This window comes from Actinopolyspora sp. BKK2 (assembly GCF_011291845.1).
In the GTDB taxonomy this organism is placed as follows: domain Bacteria; phylum Actinomycetota; class Actinomycetes; order Mycobacteriales; family Pseudonocardiaceae; genus Actinopolyspora; species Actinopolyspora saharensis.
Map to the genome: position 1 here is coordinate 287,407 of NZ_JAANTE010000004.1, position 17,060 is coordinate 304,466.

A 17,060-nucleotide genomic window follows, 5' to 3' on the forward strand; every position below is an offset into this window, starting at 1 on the left:
GATCGACCGAACCCGATCGCCGTCGGAGAGCACAGGAGCCACGCACGTGAGCATCCCCAACTCGCTGACCGCCTTTCCCGGCGGCCAGTCCTCGAACACCCAGTCCCAGTCGAGCCTAGTGGCCGAGGGCATCACCGATCCGCCGATCGACGATCTGCTGGACAACGTGAGCTCCAAGTACGCGCTGGCCATCTACGCCGCCAAGCGCGCCAGGCAGATCCAGGACTACTACGCCCAGTTGGGTGAGGGACTGCTGGAGTACGTCGGCCCGCTGGTCGAGCCGGGCCCGCGGGAGAAGCCGCTGTCCATCGCCCTGCGCGAGATCCACGCGGGCGTCCTGCAGCACTCCGAGGGCGCGTGAGCGAAGGCAGGAGCGGGTCGGGCGGCTCCCGGATCGTTCTCGGGGTCTCCGGCGGCATCGCCGCGTACAAGGCCTGCGAGGTGCTGCGCGGGCTGACCGAGAGCGGCCACGACGTCCAGGTCGTTCCCACCGAGGCCGCGCTGCGGTTCGTCGGGTCGGCCACCTTCGAGGGACTGTCCGGGCACCCGGTGCGGACCGGTGTGTTCGAGGACGTGCCGAGCGTGGCGCACGTGCGGTTGGGGCAGGAGGCCGATCTGGTCGTGGTCGCCCCGGCCACGGCCGACCTGATCGCCCGCGCGGCGAACGGCATAGCCGACGATCTGCTCACCTCGACGCTGCTCACCGCGCACTGCCCGGTGCTGCTCGTTCCCGCGATGCACACCGAGATGTGGGAGAACGCCGCCACCCGGCGCAACGTCGAGACCCTGCGCAGCAGGGGAGTCGTTGTGGCCGAACCGGACACGGGCAGGCTGACCGGGGCGGACTCCGGCAAGGGGCGGCTGCCCGACCCCGCAGAGATAGTGGACCTGGCCAGGTTGCTGCTGACCGATCCGGCCGCCGTGCCGCGCGATCTCGCCGGGCGGAAAGTGGTGATCTCCGCGGGGGGAACGCGCGAGCCGCTGGATCCCGTGCGCTACCTCGGCAACCGTTCCTCGGGCAGGCAGGGCTTCGCCCTGGCGCGGGTCGCCGCCCATCGCGGGGCCGAGGTGACGCTCGTGGCCGCGAACACCGCCGAGCTGGCCGTTCCCGCCGGGGTGCGACTGCGGCGGGTGGACACGGCCGAGCAGCTCCGCACCGAGATGTTCGACGCCGCAGCGGACGCCGACGCCGTGGTCATGTCGGCGGCCGTGGCCGATTTCCGACCCGCGGAGCGGGTCGAGCACAAGATCAAGAAGGCTGATCGGGAACCGGGACCGGTCGAGCTCGCTCGCAACCCCGACGTGCTCGGTGAGCTCGGAGCGGCGCGCTCGGAGGGACGGCTCCGCATCGGGGTGCTCGCCGGGTTCGCCGCCGAGACGGGCGACCCCGACACCACGGTTCTGCAGTACGGCAGGGACAAGCTCGCGAGCAAGGCGTGCGATCTGCTGGTGGTCAACGCGGTCGGTGACGGGCGGGCCTTCGAGGTGGAGGACAACGCAGGCTGGGTGTTGGCCGCTTCGGGGACGCAGCGTCCCGTGCCGTACGGTGCGAAGTCCCTGCTGGCGTCCAGAGTGTGGGACGCGGTGGTGGAGCAGTTCGCCGACCAGTGATTTCCCCCAGTAGGCTGAGTACGAAAATTACGCACCGTGCCCGCCGGAGCGAGGTGGGCACATCCGACCTTTTACCTTGTGGCGAGGTGCTCGATGGGGCCTGACCAGCGCAGGTTGTTCACCAGTGAGTCCGTGACCGAGGGTCACCCGGACAAGATGGCCGACTCGATCAGCGACGCGATCCTGGACGCGATGCTGGCTCAGGACCCGCGCTCCCGCGTGGCCATGGAGACCATGATCACCACCGGGCAGGTGCACCTGGCCGGCGAGGTCACCACCGAGGCCTACGCCGACATCCCGGGCATCGTGCGCGAGCGGGTCCTCGGGATCGGCTACGACAACTCGGCCAAGGGCTTCGACGGGAACTCCTGCGGCATCAACGTCTCCATCGACGCGCAGTCGCCGGACATCGGCCAGGGCGTGGACTCGGCGCACGAGTCCCGCGTCGAGGGGGTCATCGACGAGATCGCTCAGCAGGGTGCCGGTGACCAGGGGTTGATGTTCGGCTACGCGTGCGACGACACGCCGGAGCTGATGCCGCTGCCGATCGCGCTGGCCCACCGGCTCTCCCGCGGGCTGACCCGGACCCGGACCGAGGGCGTGCTGCCCTACCTGCGCCCGGACGGCAAGACCCAGGTGACGGTCGAGTACGCGGGCGACCAGCCGGTCCGGCTGGACACGGTGGTGGTGTCCACTCAGCACTCCGCGGACGTCGAGCCGGACGAGGGCGTGGCAGGCGATGTGCACCGCCGGGTGGTCGTGCCCGAGCTCGCCGACCTTTCCCTGGACGCTTCCGACACCCGGCTGCTGGTGAATCCGACGGGTCGGTTCGTCACGGGTGGTCCGATGGGTGACTGCGGTCTGACGGGTCGCAAGATCATCGTGGACACTTACGGTGGTATGGCGCGGCACGGTGGTGGCGCGTTCTCGGGCAAGGACCCGTCGAAGGTGGACCGCTCGGCGGCGTACGCGACTCGGTGGGTGGCCAAGAACGCGGTGGCCGCGGGCTTGGCGAGCCGGATCGAGGTGCAGACGGCGTACGCGATCGGCAAGGCGGCTCCGGTGGGGCTGTTCGTGGAGACCTTCGGTACGGAGAACGTGGATCCGGTCAAGATTCAGGCGGCGATCAACGAGGTGTTCGATCTGCGTCCGGCGGCGTTGATCCGTGATCTGGATCTGCTGCGGCCGATTTACACGCCGACGGCGGCCTACGGGCACTTCGGGCGTACGGATGTGGACCTGCCCTGGGAACGCACCAACCGCGCCGAGGCGCTTCGCGCCGCGGCCGAGCGCTGATCCTTCCGGGCCGCTGACCCCGCCGGGCCGCGGAGACCGCGCGGCCCGCTCCGGCGACGTCCCGCGCGCAACCCTCGCTCCGGAACGCTTCCTGGAGGAGCGTTTCGCGCGGAGGCGCCGCGCCGGGTGCTCGCCCACGCCGCATCGGCGCGTGGGCGGTCAGGGCGTTCCCACGAGCGCGAGCCCGCGGTCCGCGTGCCGCTCCGGTGTCCGGGAGGGGCCGCTGCCGGATCCGCCTGCTCCGCACAGCACGTCGTTCTGCAGTTCCTGGATCCGCCGGTCGATGGGGTGCGGGATCGGACTGCCGCTCTCGTCGAGTCGCTGGTAGTCGGTCAGGTTCATCCCGTAGCTGAGCTGCCTGCTCCCGTCCGTGCTGTGCAGCGAGAGCGTCGACATTCCCCAGACCTTCCCCTCGTGCCCCCACAGGGTTCCGCAGGATCCCGCGTCGAAGCGCATCAGCCCGAGGCCGTAGCGCATCCCCGTGCTCCCGGGGACCGGCACCGTGCGCCGCATCTCGGCGAGGCCGTCCTCGCTCAGCAGCTTCCCGCGGAACAGGGCCCGGTAGAACCGGTTCAGCTCGGCGGGGGTGGAGATCAGCGCTCCGGCGCTGCGTGCCCAGCTCATGTCGTACACGCTGTACTCGCCGCGTCGCTCCGGCAGCTGGTACAGGGCTTCGTAGGCCTTGCTGTGCGGACCGAGGACGAACGGTGTCGAGCCGGGGAAGTACGTGTTCCGCAGTCCCAGCGGGTGGATGATCTCCCGAGTGACGTAGTGCCGCGGGGACTGCCCGGTGACCTCCCGGAGCAGTTCGCCTGCGATGACGTAGTTGGTGTTGGAGTAGGACCAGCTCGCCCCGGGCGCGTTGGTGGCCGGTTGGTCCAATCCGGTGGCCACCAGTTCGGCGGGGGAGTGGTGGCGGAACCGGTTCTCGTCCAGATCGGCCAGTGAGCCCCGCGTGGTCGACGCGAACAGCACGTCGGCGTAGTCGGCGATGCCGCTGGTGTGGTTCAGCAGCATGCGCACGGTGATCCGCCTGCCGCGTTCACCGGGGACGAGCCGGGGCAGGTAGCGCCCGACGGGGGCGTCCAGTTCCACGCGCCCGGCCTCGACCTGCTGGAGGACGGCGGTGGCCACGAAGGTCTTGGTCACGCTGCCGACCCTGTGGTGGAAACCCGCCCGCAGCGGTCGTTCGGTGCGGGTGTCGGCGACTCCGGCCGCCGCGGCCCGGCTCCGCTCACCGCGGCGGAACGCGGCCTGGATGCCGGGCATCCCCGCTTGGTGCGCCGCGTCCAGTCGTCGTTGCAGCTGCGGCGCGGTGTCGCTGTGCTGCACAGCCTGGCGCTGGTCCGGGGCAGCGGTCCGGGCCGGTTGGGCCGCCCCCGCCGTTCCGGGAAGCCCGATCAGGCTGATCGTCACCAGTGTGATCAGTCCGCGTCGCAGTCCTGGGAATCCGTTCAACGCGCTCTCCTCGAATGCCGTGATCGGTCCCCAGGCAACCGCGATCGCGGCCGGCTCGCGTGGTTTTCGCGCCGAACTCACCCGAACGGAGGCGTTCAGGAGGGCGGAGGTGTCAGCCCGCGGAGGTCTCGGGGGTGGCGAAGCCCTGCTGGCGCCAGGCCTCGTAGACCGCCACGGCGGCGGAGTTGGCCAGGTTCATCGAGCGGATGCCCGGGACCATCGGGATGCGCGTCCGGAGCATCTCCGGCCCCGAGTCCAGGGCGGTCTGCGGCAGGCCGACCGACTCCGGCCCGAACAGCAGCACGTCACCGGAGCGGTACTCCACGGTCTCGTAGGAGCGCTCCGCCTGGGTGGTGAAGGCCACGACCCGTTCAGGCTCCAGCTCCCGCCAGGCGTCCTCGAGGCTGTCGTGGACCCGCAGCACCGCTCTGTCGTGGTAGTCCAACCCGGCCCGCTTGAGGTCCGCGTCGTCCACGCGGAATCCGAGCGGGGCGATCAGGTGCAGCGCACTGCCCGCCCCCGCGACCATCCGGATGGCGTTGCCGGTGTTGCCGGGTATCTCGGGGTGGTAGAAGACGACGTGGAACACGCGGCACCCTTTCCACAGCGCTGACCGGTCACCATCCGCCGGTCGATCCTACTAGGAGCACGCGCGGGTCGGTTCGGTCACCGGTGTGCTCGGCGGGACCTCGCGCGGCTTCGCGAGTCGAAGGCTCGCCCCCCCCCCGGTGTGGTGGAGCGCCTGCCGCGCAGCTGTGCCGGAGGTGCTCGGTAGGGTGGCTGTCCGGTCCGAGTCGGTGTCTGGGAGGTGCGCGCATGGCGGGGTCCGGATCCGGACGCGCGCGTTCTTCCGGCGCGGCGCGCTCGGGACGCGGTTCCCGAACGGCGGCTGCTGAGCTGCCGGTGGCCAGGGTCCTGGTCGACGTCTCCCCGCACCACCTGGACCGCCCCTTCGACTACCTGGTCCCGCAGAAGTTCGACTCCGCGGCCGTTCCCGGTTGCAGGGTGCGGGTGCGCTTCAACGGGAGGTTGTTGGACGGATTCCTGCTCGAGAGGTTGTCCGAGTCGGACTACGGGGGCAGGCTCGCCTGGCTGCAGCGGGTGGTGTCCTCCGAGCCGGTGCTCTCCGGCGGGACGCTGGAGCTGGTCCGTTCGGTGGCGCGGCGCTACGCGGGCACGTTGAGCGAAGTGGCGAACCTGGCCATTCCTCCCAGGCACGCCGGGGTGGAGAACGAGGCCGTCCCGAGCCCCCCTCCGCCGCCACGGCGGCCCGCGGACACGCGCTGGGGGAACTACGGCCACGGCGCGGCCTTCCTCGAGGCGGTGCGCTCCGGGAAGGCGGCCCGCGCCGTCTGGCAGGCCCTTCCCGGGGAGGACTGGGCCGCGCGGTTGGCCGAGCTCGCGGCGACGGCCGCCGCGGCCGGGCGGGGCGCGGTACTGGTGGTTCCCGACCAGCGCGACCTGGAGAAGCTGGCCGAGGCCTGCGCGGACGTGCTGGGGGCGGAACGGGTCGTGGCCCTGGCTTCCGAGCTCGGTCCGGCCGAGCGCTACCGGCGCTGGCTGGCCGCGCACCGCGGGAACGTGCCGGTGGTGCTGGGAACGCGGGCGGCGATGTTCGCCCCCGTGGTGCGACCTGGGCTCATGGTCGTGTGGGAAGACGGCGACGAGCTGCACTCCTACCCGACCGCGCCCTACCCGCACGTCCGCGACGTGCTCACCCACCGCGCTCACGCCGCGGGCGCGGCCTTGCTCGTCGGGGGGTTCGCGCGCACCGCCGAGGCCCAGCTGCTGGTGGAGTCCGGCTGGGCGCGGGAGCTCGTGGCGAGCAGGTCCGAGGTGCGGAAGCGGGCCCCCAGGGTCACCGCGCTCGGCGAGGACGACACCCAGCTGGCCAGGGATCCGGACGCGCGTGCCGCGCGGGTGCCCGCCGTGGCGTTCGAGGCGGCGCGCAACGCCCTGCGCGGTGGGGCTCCGGTGCTGGTTCAGGTCCCCAGGAAGGGGTACGTACCGGCCCTGGCCTGCGCGCAGTGCAGGGAGCGGGCGCGTTGCAGGCACTGCGGGGGGCCGCTGGCCGTTCCCGGCGAGGCCGAGCGGGGAGCGGCCGGGGAAGTGGCGTGCCGGTGGTGCGGCAGCACCGAAGCGGGCTTCCGGTGCGACAACTGCGGTGGCGCGAAACTGCGCGCGATCGTGATCGGGGCGGGCCGCACCGCCGAGGAGCTGGGCAGGGCGTTCAGCGGGGTGACCGTGCGCACCTCGGGCGGGGGGAGCGTGCTGGACCGGGTCGATCCCGGTCCGTCCCTGGTCGTGTCCACTCCGGGGGCCGAGCCCGAGGTCGCCGGGGGGTACGGGGCCGCCCTGCTGCTTGACGCGCGGGCCCTGCTGTCCCGACCCGAGCTGCGCGCGGGGGAGCAGGCGCTGCGGCTGTGGTTCGCCGCGGCGGCCAAGGTGCGGCCCGCCGGTGACGGCGGTCGCGTGGTGGTGCTGGCCGACTCCTCGTTCTCCCAGGTGCAGGCGCTGGTGCGCTGGGATCCCTCCTGGTACGCGGCCATCGAGCTCGCCGGGCGGGCCGAGCTCGGGTTCCCCCCGGCGAAGCGCGTGGCCTCGGTGGACGGTTCGCGGGAGGCCGTGTCCGGGTTGTTGGGGCGTGTCGAGTTGCCGCCGGAGGGCGAGGTCCTCGGTCCGGTCCCGCTGGGGGAGGAGGACGAGGAGGGCGTGGTCGAGCGGGAGCGCGCGTTGCTGCGCGTCGATCGCGGGCAGGGACGCGCCCTCGCCGACGCGCTGTGGTCCGCTCAGCGGGAGCACGCCCGCAGCGGGGGCGAGTCGGTGCGGGTGCGCCTGGATCCCCTGGAGTTGATCTGAGGCGCTTCCCGCACCGCTCGCTCGGCCCGTCCGCGTCCGCCGCTGCTCGCGGCGCCCTCCGACACCGGAGCGGCGCCGACTCGCGTGAACGGCTGCCGGAGCGGCTCGGCGGAGTTCCACCGTGAGCCGTCTAGTAGGCGTTGACCCGCTTCCCCGTCCGGCGGTCGGGCGCGGGGGTTCGCGTGCTGTCGGCGGGGTGGGAGATCACGGAGGGGTCGCCGTCCGAGGTGTACCGGCGGTCCGGGTCGGCGGCGAGCTTGTCCAGCCACGCCGTCGAGCCGAGTTCGGAGCCGGAACCGCTTCCGCCCTGCGAGCGAATCCGGGGGACGTTCAGCGGGTCGAAGTTCGCGGAGAACGGGGACGGCGCCGGGCGTGCTCCTACCAGGAGAACCGCGTCGTGCTGATAGCTTACTCCATCGGATTCCCCCGAGCGGGCGAGTTTCTCCGGCTGTGGGTGCACTCCGCGTGGCAGGGCGATGGTGCTCACCGCGGCGTCCGGGACCGCTCGGGTGATCCGCCGCTGCATTTCCGCTATCTGGTGTGTCGCTTCGGAGGCGGAGCGTGCTGAAAGGGTAGGATGATCCAAGGTGTGGTTGCCCAGTTCGAAACCGTGCTCGTGCAACCAGCGCAGCTTTCGTCCACTGTGCTCACCCCCGAACGGTGGTGCGGTGATGTAGAGCGAGGCCACCGCTCGGAAGTCCTCGTGGGCGGCGGCCACCTCGCGCAGGATCGCCACCGCGGTTCCCTCGGCCGGTTCCCCCGAGGAGTTCAGGCGGAACTGGCTTTCCGCGGCGTCGTCGAAGGTCAGCACCACCGGGTGCTTGCCTGCGGGGACGTCCATGTTGCCCGTGGCGTACTCGGCGGTGGTGACGGGGACGTAGTCCTCCCGCACCAGTCGCTGCAACTCGGCTCGGAAGCGTTGTGGAGTCCGGTCGTAGACGCTCTGCGGATTCGGAGTGATTCGGTGGTACATCAGGATGGGGACTTCACCGAGCTCGTTGGCCCCCACCTCGGCGGCGGAGGGAGCCGAGGAGGTCGGTGCGGAGGCCGCCGAAGACGTGGGGCCTGAGGTGTCCTGCTCTGACTCCGAGGCCCCGCGGGAGGCGCAGCCGCCCGCGAGCAGGAGTCCGATGGAGACGGTCAGCGCGAGCGCACCGCGTAAGCCCGCCGGTTTACCCGGCCGGGTGAGTGTGCCTGTTTCGTCCGAGTTCCTCGTATGTGCCATGGATTCCAAACTGTAGGCAGGATCGGGCCGGTTTTGGTTGCTCCATGCCGGTTATTGCTCGAATTGCCGCCGACTGTCACCGTGAAATACGACGTTTTGTCGCGATCTGCGAGCGGCACGGCGTCGGCTTACCGTGGTGATTCAGGTGAGGTGACACGATGGTTGACCCGACGCCCGACGAAAACGACAACATCGACACTACCGACGAACGACAAGGCGACCAACACGATTCAGCCCGACACCGCGGGCGCTCATCCTGGACGCGGATTCTGCTGAGTGCGGCGGGCATTCTGCTCGTGGTCGGCGGAATCTGGGTCGGCTATCTGATGACCGAGCAGCGTCCCACCGTGGTCGGTCTGCCCGAGCACGCCGTCACGCCGAGCAAGGTGGCGGACGGAGCCGTCCGAGTGCGGGCCGAGTCCCCGGACGGGATCACGGCGAGCATCGACGGTGAACCGGTGCCCGTCCGGATCCGCGGCGGCGAGGCCGTGCTGCGGCCGGGTGAGCTCGAAGAGGGCGAGCACGACCTTCGGGTGGAACTGAAGTCCGGTTCCCTGCCGTGGCCGCAGTCCTTGGAGCGCAGTTTCGAGGTGGACTCCACCGCGCCCGAGGTGAAGACGCCGGAGACGGTGCGCGCCGACTCCTTCTCGGCCCCGGTGACCGTGCAGGGCACCGCCGAGGGGGCCGCGCGGGTCGACGTGTCCGGCCGGCGGGTGGACCCCGACGGTTCGGGGAAGTTCAGCGCGAAGCTGTCCGACCCTCCGGCCACGGTCACCGTCACGGCCAGTGATCGCGCGGGCAACACGACCTCTTCCGAAGTGCGCGTCGAGGTCGACCACCCGGGGATGCGCGCCGTGCACATGTCGGGGATGGCCTGGTCCAGCGCGCAACTGCGGGAACCGGTGCTGCGCATGGCGCGCAACGGCAAGATCGACACCGTGCAACTGGACATAAAGGACGAGAGCGGTGAGGTCCAGTACGACTCCGGGGTTCCACTGGCCGAGCGGATCGGCGCGGACAAGGGCTACTACGACGCCAAGAAGGCCATCGAGCAGTTGCACGGCCTGGGAGTGCGCGTGGTCGGCAGACTGGTGGCCTTCAAGGATCCGGTGCTGGCCGAGGCGGCGTGGAAGTCCGGGAACCGGCAGCAAGTGGTTCAAACCGGGACGGGAGGCCCCTACAACGGAGGCTACGGGGACTACTCCTTCACCAATTTCGCCGACCCCGTGGTGCGGGACTACAACATCGACATCGCGGTCGAGGCGGCCGAGCTCGGTTTCGACGACGTGCTCTACGACTACGTGCGCAGACCGGACGGCGATCTCGGGAGCATGAGTTTCGCGGGGCTGAACACCACTCCGTCCGAGAGCATCGCCGAGTTTCTCCAGCAATCCCGAGATCGACTCCGCAGTCACGGCACGTTCCTCGGCGCCTCGGTGTTCGGAATTACCGTGAACAGGCCCGAATCAGTGGGGCAGAACATTCCGAAAATGGCCTCCTACGTCGATTACGTGGCGCCGATGATCTATCCCTCGCACTGGGGTTCCGGAGAATACGGAGTCGCGGACCCGAACAATGAGCCGTACAAGATCGTCAATCGTTCTCTGCGGGAGTGGCAGCGAACGGTCGAGGGAACAGGATCCGAGGTGATCCCCTGGCTGCAGGACTTCAGCCTCGGAGTCGAGTACGGACCGGACAAGGTGGGGGCGCAGATCGAGGGCACCAAGGCCAACGGGATCAACTCGTTCCTGCTGTGGTCGCCCTCCTGCCAGTACACGGAGGAGGCGCTGACGGCCAGTCCGTGACGCGTCGTCGCGGCCTCCGCCGCGGGGTTCGCTCGCAAGCGGGCCCCGCGGCGGAGGCCGCGCTGTCCGGGCGGCGCGCTCACCTAGACTGGTCCAGCAACTCACAACAGAACTTTGCGTAGCTGGCCGGTTAGCCGGCACGTGAGTCGGCGCCTTGCTGTGTTGGGCCGCTCTTGAGTAGCGACCTACGCGGCGAGCGGCCCGGCCGTGCAATGCATCCGACTCACGCACCGGAGCTTCTCGTCCTGGTCAGGCTGAAGCGCTCGCGTGGAACGGAACCTTCCCCGGAAGTGCGCAGAGCACCCGGACCGGAACTCCTGACCAAGAGGGCCCACGCCAACGCGAGCGCTGTGAGCCCGAGCCACCGGCACCGCCGCGGGTTCTCTCGTGGTGCTCTCGCGAGGAAGGCCCGACGTTGTGTAGGCCGCTACCCGATGTCGGGCCTCCCGGAGCGAGAGCCCGCGAGAGGTTCCGCCACGCAACCACCCAAGCAGGCCAAGCCGTGTACTCTCGAAGATCAGGGGGATCGCGTGACCGCCAGCTCGATCGAACTCCTCGGCGATCCGGTGCTGCGCACCAGGGCCGATGAGATCGTCGATTTCGACGGGGAGCTGCGCACGCTGGTGCGCGATCTCTGGGACACGATGGAGAAGCGGGGAGGTGCGGGCCTGGCTGCTCCCCAGCTGGGGGTGGGGGTCCGGGTCTTCACGTATCATTGTGACGGCCACGCGGGACATCTGGTCAATCCTTCGCTGTGGTTGGTCGACGAACAGACGCAGGAGGGGTTGGAGGGGTGCCTGTCCATCCCGGAGCTGGACTGGGAGTGCCGGCGCTACCGCAACGTGATGGCCCGTGGCTGGAACATGCACGGGGAACCGGTGGAGGTGAGCGGTTCCGAGCTGCTCGCTCGGTGCCTGCAGCACGAAACCGATCACCTCAACGGGGTGCTGTTCCTGGACCGGCTCGACGAACGAACCCGCGAGGCCGCGTTGCGCGAGATCCGCGCGGCATCCTGGTTCGACGGAACCGAGCCGGTGGTCAAGCAGGACCCGCACTCGTCGTTCCGCTGACCCGCAACGGAACTTCGCGTTGCGTGGGTGCGAGCCCTCCGGCCGCACCAAGCCCCTCGTCGGGAGTCCGGAAAGGAGCGCACTGGACATGCGCGTGGTATTCGCGGGAACGCCGGATCCGGCGGTTCCCGCGCTTCGCGAGCTGCTCGCTTCGCGGCACGAGGTCGTGGGAGTGGTCACGCGCCCGGACGCCCCGGCCGGGCGCGGGCGCAAGCTGGTCCCCTCGCCGGTGCGCGAGTGCGCCGAGCAGCACGGTCTCGAAGTGCTGACTCCGAGCCGGGCCTCGGACCCGGAGTTCCTGGACCGGCTCGCCGAGCTGGAACCCGACTGCTGCCCCGTGGTGGCCTACGGGGCGCTGCTGCGGGAGCAGGCGCTGTCGATCCCCAGGCACGGCTGGGTCAACCTGCACTTCTCGTTGCTGCCCGCCTGGCGCGGGGCGGCTCCGGTTCCCGCGGCAATACGTCACGGTGACGAGATCACGGGAGCCACCGCGTTCCGGATCGTGCCCGAACTCGACGCGGGCCCGGTCTTCGGGGTCGTCACCGAGCCGATCGAACCACGTGACACCAGCGGTTCGCTGCTCGACAGGCTGTCGGTTTCCGGAGCGCGGTTGCTGGTGGCGACGATGGACGCCATCGAGGACGGAACCGTGCACGCCGAACCGCAGCCTTCCGAAGGGGTGAGCTACGCGCCCAAGGTCACCGCCGAGGACGCCAAGGTCGACTTCGGCGTGCCCGCGCGAGCGGTCGACCGGATGATCCGTTCCGTCACGCCGGATCCCGGTGCCTGGGCCTGGCTCGACGGGAAGCGGTTCAAACTGGGACCGGTGGAGATCCCCGAGCGGGACGCCTGCGAAGTGGGTGAGCTGAGTCCGGGGGAGATCTCCGTGCAGCGCCGTCAGGTGCTGGTCGGAACGGCCACCGTCCCGGTGCGGCTCGGAGAGGTGCAGGCACACGGCAAGAAACGCATGCCAGCCACGGACTGGGCGCGTGGAGTCAACATCGAGCAAGGAACCGTGCTGAAGTGAACCGCGACCGCTCCCGGGACAACTCCCGGCCGAAGAATTCCCGCCCGCCGCGTGGACGGGCTGATCGGACGAAACCGCCCGCCGACGATCCCGCGCGCACCGTGGCACTGGAGACACTGCGCGCGGTGCGCGAACGGGACGCCTACGCCAACCTGGTCCTGCCGGGACTGCTGCGGCAGTACGAGCTGAGCGGCAGGGACGCCGCGCTGGCCACGGAACTCGCCTACGGCTCCTGCAGGGCCCGCGGACTGCTCGACGCGATCATCGCCGACTGCAGCGACCGCCCGCTCGAGGAGACGGACGCCCTGCTGCTCGACGCGCTGCGGTTGGGGGCCTACCAGCTGTTGCGGACCAGGATTCCCGGGCACGCCGCCGTCGCCGCCACCGTCGACCTGGTGCGGGGAAAACGCGGCTCCAGGGTGTCCGGCTTCGCCAACGCGGTGCTGCGGCGCATCGGTGAGCGCACCGAGCAGGAGTGGGTGGACAGGCTGGCCCCGGATCCCGCGAGCGATCCGGTGGGGCACGCGGCGTTCCGCCACGCGCACCCCGAGTGGATCGCGCGGACCTTCTCCACCGCCCTGGGGGACGCCGCAGCGGAGGAGCTGGACGAGGCGCTGGCCGCCGATGACAGGCGGCCCGAAGTGCACCTGACCGCCCGCCCCGGGGAGATCAGCGCCGACGAGCTGGCCGCCGTCACCGGTGGTGACCCGGCCCCGTACTCCCCGTACGGGGTGCGTCTCGAGGCCGGATCGGGTGATCCCGGTGAGCTCGAGCCGGTGCAGGAGGGCTTCGCCTCCGTGCAGGACGAGGGCAGCCAGCTCACGGCTCTCGCGTTGAGCAGGGTGGAGCTGGAGGGCGGGGACACCCGTTGGCTGGACCTCTGCGCGGGACCGGGAGGCAAGGCCAACCTGCTCGGTGCGCTGGTGACGATGGACGGCGGGAAGCTGGACGCCGTGGAGCAGGCCGAGCACCGGGCCGAGCTCGTCAAGTCGGCCACCCGGGGGCTCTCGGTGAACGTGCGGGTCGCGGACGGACGTGACCTCGGCAAGTCCGGTGACTACGACCGGGTGCTGGTGGACGCCCCCTGCACCGGCCTGGGGGCGCTCCGGCGCAGGCCGGAGGCCCGGTGGCGCAGGCGGCCCGCGGACCTCGACGAGCTCGTGCGGCTGCAGGGTGAGCTGCTGCGCTCCGCGATCGAGCGGACCCGCTCGGGCGGGGTGGTGGCCTACGTGGTCTGTTCCCCGCACCGGGCCGAGACCACGGAGGTGGTCGCCGAGGCGGTCCGCCGGACGGGGGCGCGCGAACTCGACGCCCGTCCGCACTTTCCCGAGATGCCCGCGCTGGGCGAAGGACCCTCCGTCCAGCTGTGGCCGCACCGGCACGGCACGGACGCCATGTTCTGCGCGCTGCTGCGGGTGGAACGGTAACCGCGGGTTCCGTCAGCTGTGGATTCGGAGGTAGCCATGTCGTCGACTCCCGTCGAGGTCACCCGGACCGACCGGTCCGTCTTCGCCGCGACCAACGGGCGCGGGGGCGAGGTGACGATCTCGACCGAGGAAGCGCCCGACTCGTTCACCCCGGGGGAACTGCTGCTGGCCGCGGTGGCGGGCTGCGCCCAGCTCACCGGGGAGAACCTGCTGACCAGGAGGGTGGGCGAGGACTGCCCGATCACCGTCCACGCGGACAGGGAGCTCGACGAGGAGGAGCCCAACAGGTTCGGGGCCGTGCGGTTGTCCTTCGAGGTCGATCTGTCCGCTGTGGAGGACGAGACCGAGCGGGCGAAGCTGGCCGCTGCGGTCGAGCGCGCGATCGCGCGGCGGTGCACCGTCAGCCGCAGCGTCGAGCACGGCACCCCCGTCACCGTCACGCCGCCGCGCTGAGCGGACTCGGTCGCTCCGGTCGCGCGGCCGGTGCCTCGGGTGGTGCGGAGAGCTCTTCCGCAGCGGTGGTTCGTCCGGCAGGACTTCGCTGAGCCCGCGCGAGGGACCCGGAGCACGTCGGAGTCCGTCTCGTGCACGTCCTGGGAGCACGTCGAAGTGGAGTGGTGCAGACCGATGGATTGTCAGGCCAAGCTGCGCGAGTACCGGGGCTGGCTCGCGGAAGCGGTCGAGGAGGCGCGAGCCGGTGCAGCGGCGGGCGGCGTGCCGATCGGGGCGGTGCTCGTCGGTCCGGAGGGCGAGATCCTCGGCCGGGGCAACAACCGGCGGGTCCAGGACGACGATCCGACCGCCCACGCCGAGACCACCGCCTTCAGGAGGGCGGGTAGGCTGCGCACCTACGGGGCCACGACGATGGTCACCACGCTGTCGCCGTGCTGGTTCTGCAGCGGCCTCGTCCGCCAGTTCGGCATCGGCAGGCTCGTCATCGGCGAGGCCCGCAACTTCCACGGCGGTCACGACTGGCTGGCCGCGAACGGGGTGGAAGTGGTGCTGCTCGACGACCCCGACTGCGTGCGCATGATGACGGACTTCATCGCGGAGTCGCCCGGTTTGTGGGAGGAGGACATCGGCGCGTAGCCGGTGCCCGCCCCCGACATCGGGGGACGCAGCAGCGATCCCCGGCTGAGGTGCGCCCTGCGCCGACCACTCGAGCAGGCCGATCCGCGCACTCCCTAAGGTTGTTGCCGCTTGTCCGGCAGCCGATCGACCACGGGAGGAGTGCTGGTGGGGCAACAACGGGAGGAAGCCCAGGAGAGCGGCTTACGGAGGGATCTCAGCAGCAGACAGGTCGGGATGATCGCCGTGGGCGGTGCGATCGGCACCGGCCTGTTCCTCGGCTCGGGACTGGCCATATCGATCGCGGGGCCGGCCGTGCTGGTGGCCTATGCGATCGCCGCGCTCGTCGCGCTCGCCCTGGCCTACGCGTTGGCCGAGATGATGGTGGTGCACCCGGAGGCGGGTGGCTTCGGAGCCATCGCGCACCGCTACCTCGGTGGGCTGGCCGGATTCGTCCAGCGGTGGGTCTACTGGGCGGCCCAGGTGGTCAACATAGGCAGCGAGGTCGTGGCCGCGGGCATCTACTTCCGGTTCTGGTACCCGGAGATCCCGCTGTGGATGCCGGTGGTCGCCTTCTCGGTGATCATGCTCGTGGTCAACGCCTCGGCCGTGCGCTACTTCGGCGAGTTCGAGTACTGGTTCGCCATGATCAAGGTCGTGACCATCGTGGTGTTCGTGCTGCTCGGGCTCTTCTACATCTTCTTCGGCCTGCCCGGTTCCCCCGCGACGGGGACCGAGGCGCTGACCGAGCACGGCGGGTTCCTGCCGAACGGGATCGGCGCGGTCTGGCTCGCGCTGACCGTGGTCACCTTCTCCTACCTCGGCACCGAGGCGGTCTCGGTCACGGCTTCCGAGTCGAGGAATCCGGGGCGGGACGTGCCGCGGGCCGCGCGGGGCATGGTGCTGCGCCTGGCGCTGTTCTACGTGCTCGGCATGTTCGTGATCGTGTCGATCCTGCCGTGGAACAACGTCTCCACGGGCGAGGAACTGACGCAGAGCCCCTTCGTGCGGTTGTTCGACACGGCGGGGATCCCGGCCGCGGCCGGGGTGATGAACTTCGTGATCCTGACGGCGGCTCTGTCCGCGATGAACACCAACCTCTACGTCACCGCTCGGATGACCTACTCGCTGGCCAGGGACGGCTACGCCCCGCGCTGGTTCGCCGGGCTGAGTCGGCAGGGGACCCCGCGCAGGGCCCTGGTGCTCTCCGCCTGCGGGCTCGCGCTGGCCGCGGCGGTTTCCGCGCTGTCCCCGAGCACGGCGTTCCCCGTGCTGCTGGGGCTGGCGCTGTTCGGGGCGCTGCTGACCTGGTTGATCATTTTCGCCAGCCAGCTGGCCTTCCGGCGCAAGCGGGCCGCCGAGGGGCTGCCCGCGTCCCCGGTGCGGCTGCCGGGCACTCCGGTGACCACGGTGCTCGCGATGGCCTTCGTGCTCGCGGTGCTGTTGACCACGCCCTTCACGGAGCAGTTCGGCATGGCCTGGAAGGCCGGGGTGCCGTTCGTGGCGCTGCTGCTGGTCGTCTACTGGTTCGTGCGGCGCAGAGCACGCACCTGACCGGGGTGGCCGGTCCGCTCCGGCGGCGGAGCGCCGGAGCGGACCGGCCCCGGACTCGGGCAGTGCTGCTCAGTCGCCCGGTCCGGCCGCGCTCGGGCCGGGGCGTTCCGCTTCCCGCGGAAGGAAGGAGACCGCGGGCAGGGTGCGGGCCAGTTCCGCGCGGCCTCGCGGGGTCAGCATCGGCCAACCCGTCAGGCGGGCCAGCAGCCGCGTCGCCAAGGGGTGCTTCCGGACGTATTCGGCCAGCAGTTCGGCGGTCTCGGTCTCGTCGAGGACCCGTTGGCGCGGGCGGTGGTACCTCCTGCGCCCGATGCGGATCTCCAGCGCCGGGGAGGCGGTGATGTTGCGGTACCAGTTGGATCTCGCTCCCCAGCCGGAGATCACCACCACCTCGTCCTCGGCGGGGCGGTGCCGCACCACCTCGAGCACCGTCTCGCGGGGCAGTCCGCTGCTGCGCCCGCGGTGCACCAGGTAGACGAACCTGTTCCCGAGCAGCTGGCCGAGGTTCCTGCGGTAGAGGTGGATCGGGGTTCGCAGCAGTTTGCGCGGGGCGCCCCGCGGGAGTCTCCGGGTCAACGACATCTCTGCTCCTCCCTCCGCGCCGCGGCTCGTGGCACGGTGCCGCACCAGGGTGCCTGCGGCCCCTTCCCGGTCGATCGT

15 protein-coding genes are annotated in these 17,060 nt (G+C 70.8%); 11 read left to right on the forward strand and 4 right to left on the reverse strand.

Annotation, left to right across the window (positions count from 1 at the left end):
- Positions 1–118 precede the first annotated feature (118 nt).
- From rpoZ to metK, 3 genes are all read left to right on the forward strand, one after another.
- On the forward strand, positions 119–361 hold the full coding sequence (rpoZ, locus tag G9Q41_RS10895; RefSeq protein ID WP_026152570.1) for a DNA-directed RNA polymerase subunit omega: 243 nt from the start codon (positions 119–121) through the stop codon (positions 359–361).
- Positions 358–1,611, forward strand: a complete 1,254-nt coding sequence (gene coaBC, locus G9Q41_RS10900; RefSeq protein ID WP_347567522.1) for a bifunctional phosphopantothenoylcysteine decarboxylase/phosphopantothenate--cysteine ligase CoaBC — start codon at positions 358–360, stop codon at positions 1,609–1,611. The genes rpoZ and coaBC overlap by 4 nt, the downstream gene beginning before the upstream one ends.
- 93 nt (positions 1,612–1,704) lie before the next feature.
- A complete protein-coding gene (metK, locus tag G9Q41_RS10905) occupies positions 1,705–2,907 on the forward strand; it encodes a methionine adenosyltransferase (RefSeq protein ID WP_165632607.1) in 1,203 nt (400 codons plus the stop codon).
- Positions 2,908–3,066: 159 nt separating this feature from the next.
- Here the strand turns inward: metK and G9Q41_RS10910 are convergent, their stop codons facing one another.
- The gene (locus tag G9Q41_RS10910; protein WP_165632606.1) at positions 3,067–4,365 is read right to left on the reverse strand and encodes a serine hydrolase domain-containing protein; all 1,299 of its coding nucleotides are present in this window, start codon (positions 4,363–4,365) and stop codon (positions 3,067–3,069) included.
- Positions 4,366–4,477: 112 nt separating this feature from the next.
- The gene (locus G9Q41_RS10915) at positions 4,478–4,954 is read right to left on the reverse strand and encodes a tRNA (cytidine(34)-2'-O)-methyltransferase (protein WP_092520462.1); all 477 of its coding nucleotides are present in this window, start codon (positions 4,952–4,954) and stop codon (positions 4,478–4,480) included.
- 227 nt (positions 4,955–5,181) lie between these two features.
- Between G9Q41_RS10915 and G9Q41_RS10920 the strand changes: the two genes are divergently transcribed.
- Entirely contained in the window at positions 5,182–7,224 is a 2,043-nt protein-coding gene (locus G9Q41_RS10920; RefSeq protein WP_165632605.1) for a primosomal protein N', read from the forward strand.
- Between the two features lie 130 nt (positions 7,225–7,354).
- Here G9Q41_RS10920 and G9Q41_RS10925 read toward each other — a convergent pair whose 3' ends face one another.
- Positions 7,355–8,449 (reverse strand): polysaccharide deacetylase family protein, encoded by a 1,095-nt coding sequence (locus G9Q41_RS10925; protein WP_242687339.1) that lies wholly within the window; start codon positions 8,447–8,449, stop codon positions 7,355–7,357.
- Between the two features lie 158 nt (positions 8,450–8,607).
- Between G9Q41_RS10925 and G9Q41_RS10930 the strand changes: the two genes are divergently transcribed.
- The 7 genes from G9Q41_RS10930 to G9Q41_RS10960 all read left to right on the forward strand — a co-directional run bounded on the left by G9Q41_RS10930 (position 8,608) and on the right by G9Q41_RS10960 (position 16,400).
- Complete coding sequence (locus tag G9Q41_RS10930; RefSeq protein ID WP_165632604.1) at positions 8,608–10,254, forward strand: putative glycoside hydrolase; 1,647 nt, start codon at positions 8,608–8,610, stop codon at positions 10,252–10,254.
- 530 nt (positions 10,255–10,784) lie between these two features.
- Positions 10,785–11,324 carry a peptide deformylase gene (gene def, locus G9Q41_RS10935; protein ID WP_347567521.1) on the forward strand — a complete coding sequence of 180 codons (540 nt, stop codon included), beginning with the start codon at positions 10,785–10,787 and terminating at the stop codon, positions 11,322–11,324.
- 88 nt (positions 11,325–11,412) lie between these two features.
- Positions 11,413–12,351 (forward strand): methionyl-tRNA formyltransferase, encoded by a 939-nt coding sequence (gene fmt, locus G9Q41_RS10940; RefSeq protein WP_165632602.1) that lies wholly within the window; start codon positions 11,413–11,415, stop codon positions 12,349–12,351.
- Positions 12,348–13,778: an RsmB/NOP family class I SAM-dependent RNA methyltransferase gene (locus tag G9Q41_RS10945; RefSeq protein ID WP_165632601.1), complete on the forward strand. Its 1,431-nt coding sequence runs from the start codon at positions 12,348–12,350 to the stop codon at positions 13,776–13,778. The genes fmt and G9Q41_RS10945 overlap by 4 nt, the downstream gene beginning before the upstream one ends.
- A gap of 36 nt (positions 13,779–13,814) precedes the next feature.
- Entirely contained in the window at positions 13,815–14,231 is a 417-nt protein-coding gene (locus tag G9Q41_RS10950) for an OsmC family protein (protein WP_092520469.1), read from the forward strand.
- 174 nt (positions 14,232–14,405) lie between these two features.
- Positions 14,406–14,867 (forward strand): nucleoside deaminase, encoded by a 462-nt coding sequence (locus G9Q41_RS10955; protein ID WP_165632600.1) that lies wholly within the window; start codon positions 14,406–14,408, stop codon positions 14,865–14,867.
- A 111-nt stretch (positions 14,868–14,978) separates the two neighbouring features.
- Complete coding sequence (locus G9Q41_RS10960; protein WP_207630937.1) at positions 14,979–16,400, forward strand: amino acid permease; 1,422 nt, start codon at positions 14,979–14,981, stop codon at positions 16,398–16,400.
- A gap of 69 nt (positions 16,401–16,469) precedes the next feature.
- Here the strand turns inward: G9Q41_RS10960 and G9Q41_RS10965 are convergent, their stop codons facing one another.
- A complete protein-coding gene (locus tag G9Q41_RS10965; RefSeq protein WP_165632599.1) occupies positions 16,470–16,982 on the reverse strand; it encodes a nitroreductase family deazaflavin-dependent oxidoreductase in 513 nt (170 codons plus the stop codon).
- Between the last annotated feature and the right edge of the window lie 78 nt (positions 16,983–17,060).

What these genes read in the sequence shown, in the direction of transcription:
- G9Q41_RS10930 (WP_165632604.1), top strand. Translation starts at nt 8,608, where the DNA reads ATGGTTGACCCGACGCCCGACGAAAACGACAACATCGACACTACCGAC.
- G9Q41_RS10965 (WP_165632599.1), bottom strand. Translation starts at nt 16,982, where the DNA reads ATGTCGTTGACCCGGAGACTCCCGCGGGGCGCCCCGCGCAAACTGCTG.
- G9Q41_RS10925 (WP_242687339.1), bottom strand. Translation starts at nt 8,449, where the DNA reads ATGGCACATACGAGGAACTCGGACGAAACAGGCACACTCACCCGGCCG.
- G9Q41_RS10950 (WP_092520469.1), top strand. Translation starts at nt 13,815, where the DNA reads ATGTCGTCGACTCCCGTCGAGGTCACCCGGACCGACCGGTCCGTCTTC.
- metK (WP_165632607.1), top strand. Translation starts at nt 1,705, where the DNA reads ATGGGGCCTGACCAGCGCAGGTTGTTCACCAGTGAGTCCGTGACCGAG.
- G9Q41_RS10920 (WP_165632605.1), top strand. Translation starts at nt 5,182, where the DNA reads ATGGCGGGGTCCGGATCCGGACGCGCGCGTTCTTCCGGCGCGGCGCGC.
- fmt (WP_165632602.1), top strand. Translation starts at nt 11,413, where the DNA reads ATGCGCGTGGTATTCGCGGGAACGCCGGATCCGGCGGTTCCCGCGCTT.
- G9Q41_RS10955 (WP_165632600.1), top strand. Translation starts at nt 14,406, where the DNA reads ATGGATTGTCAGGCCAAGCTGCGCGAGTACCGGGGCTGGCTCGCGGAA.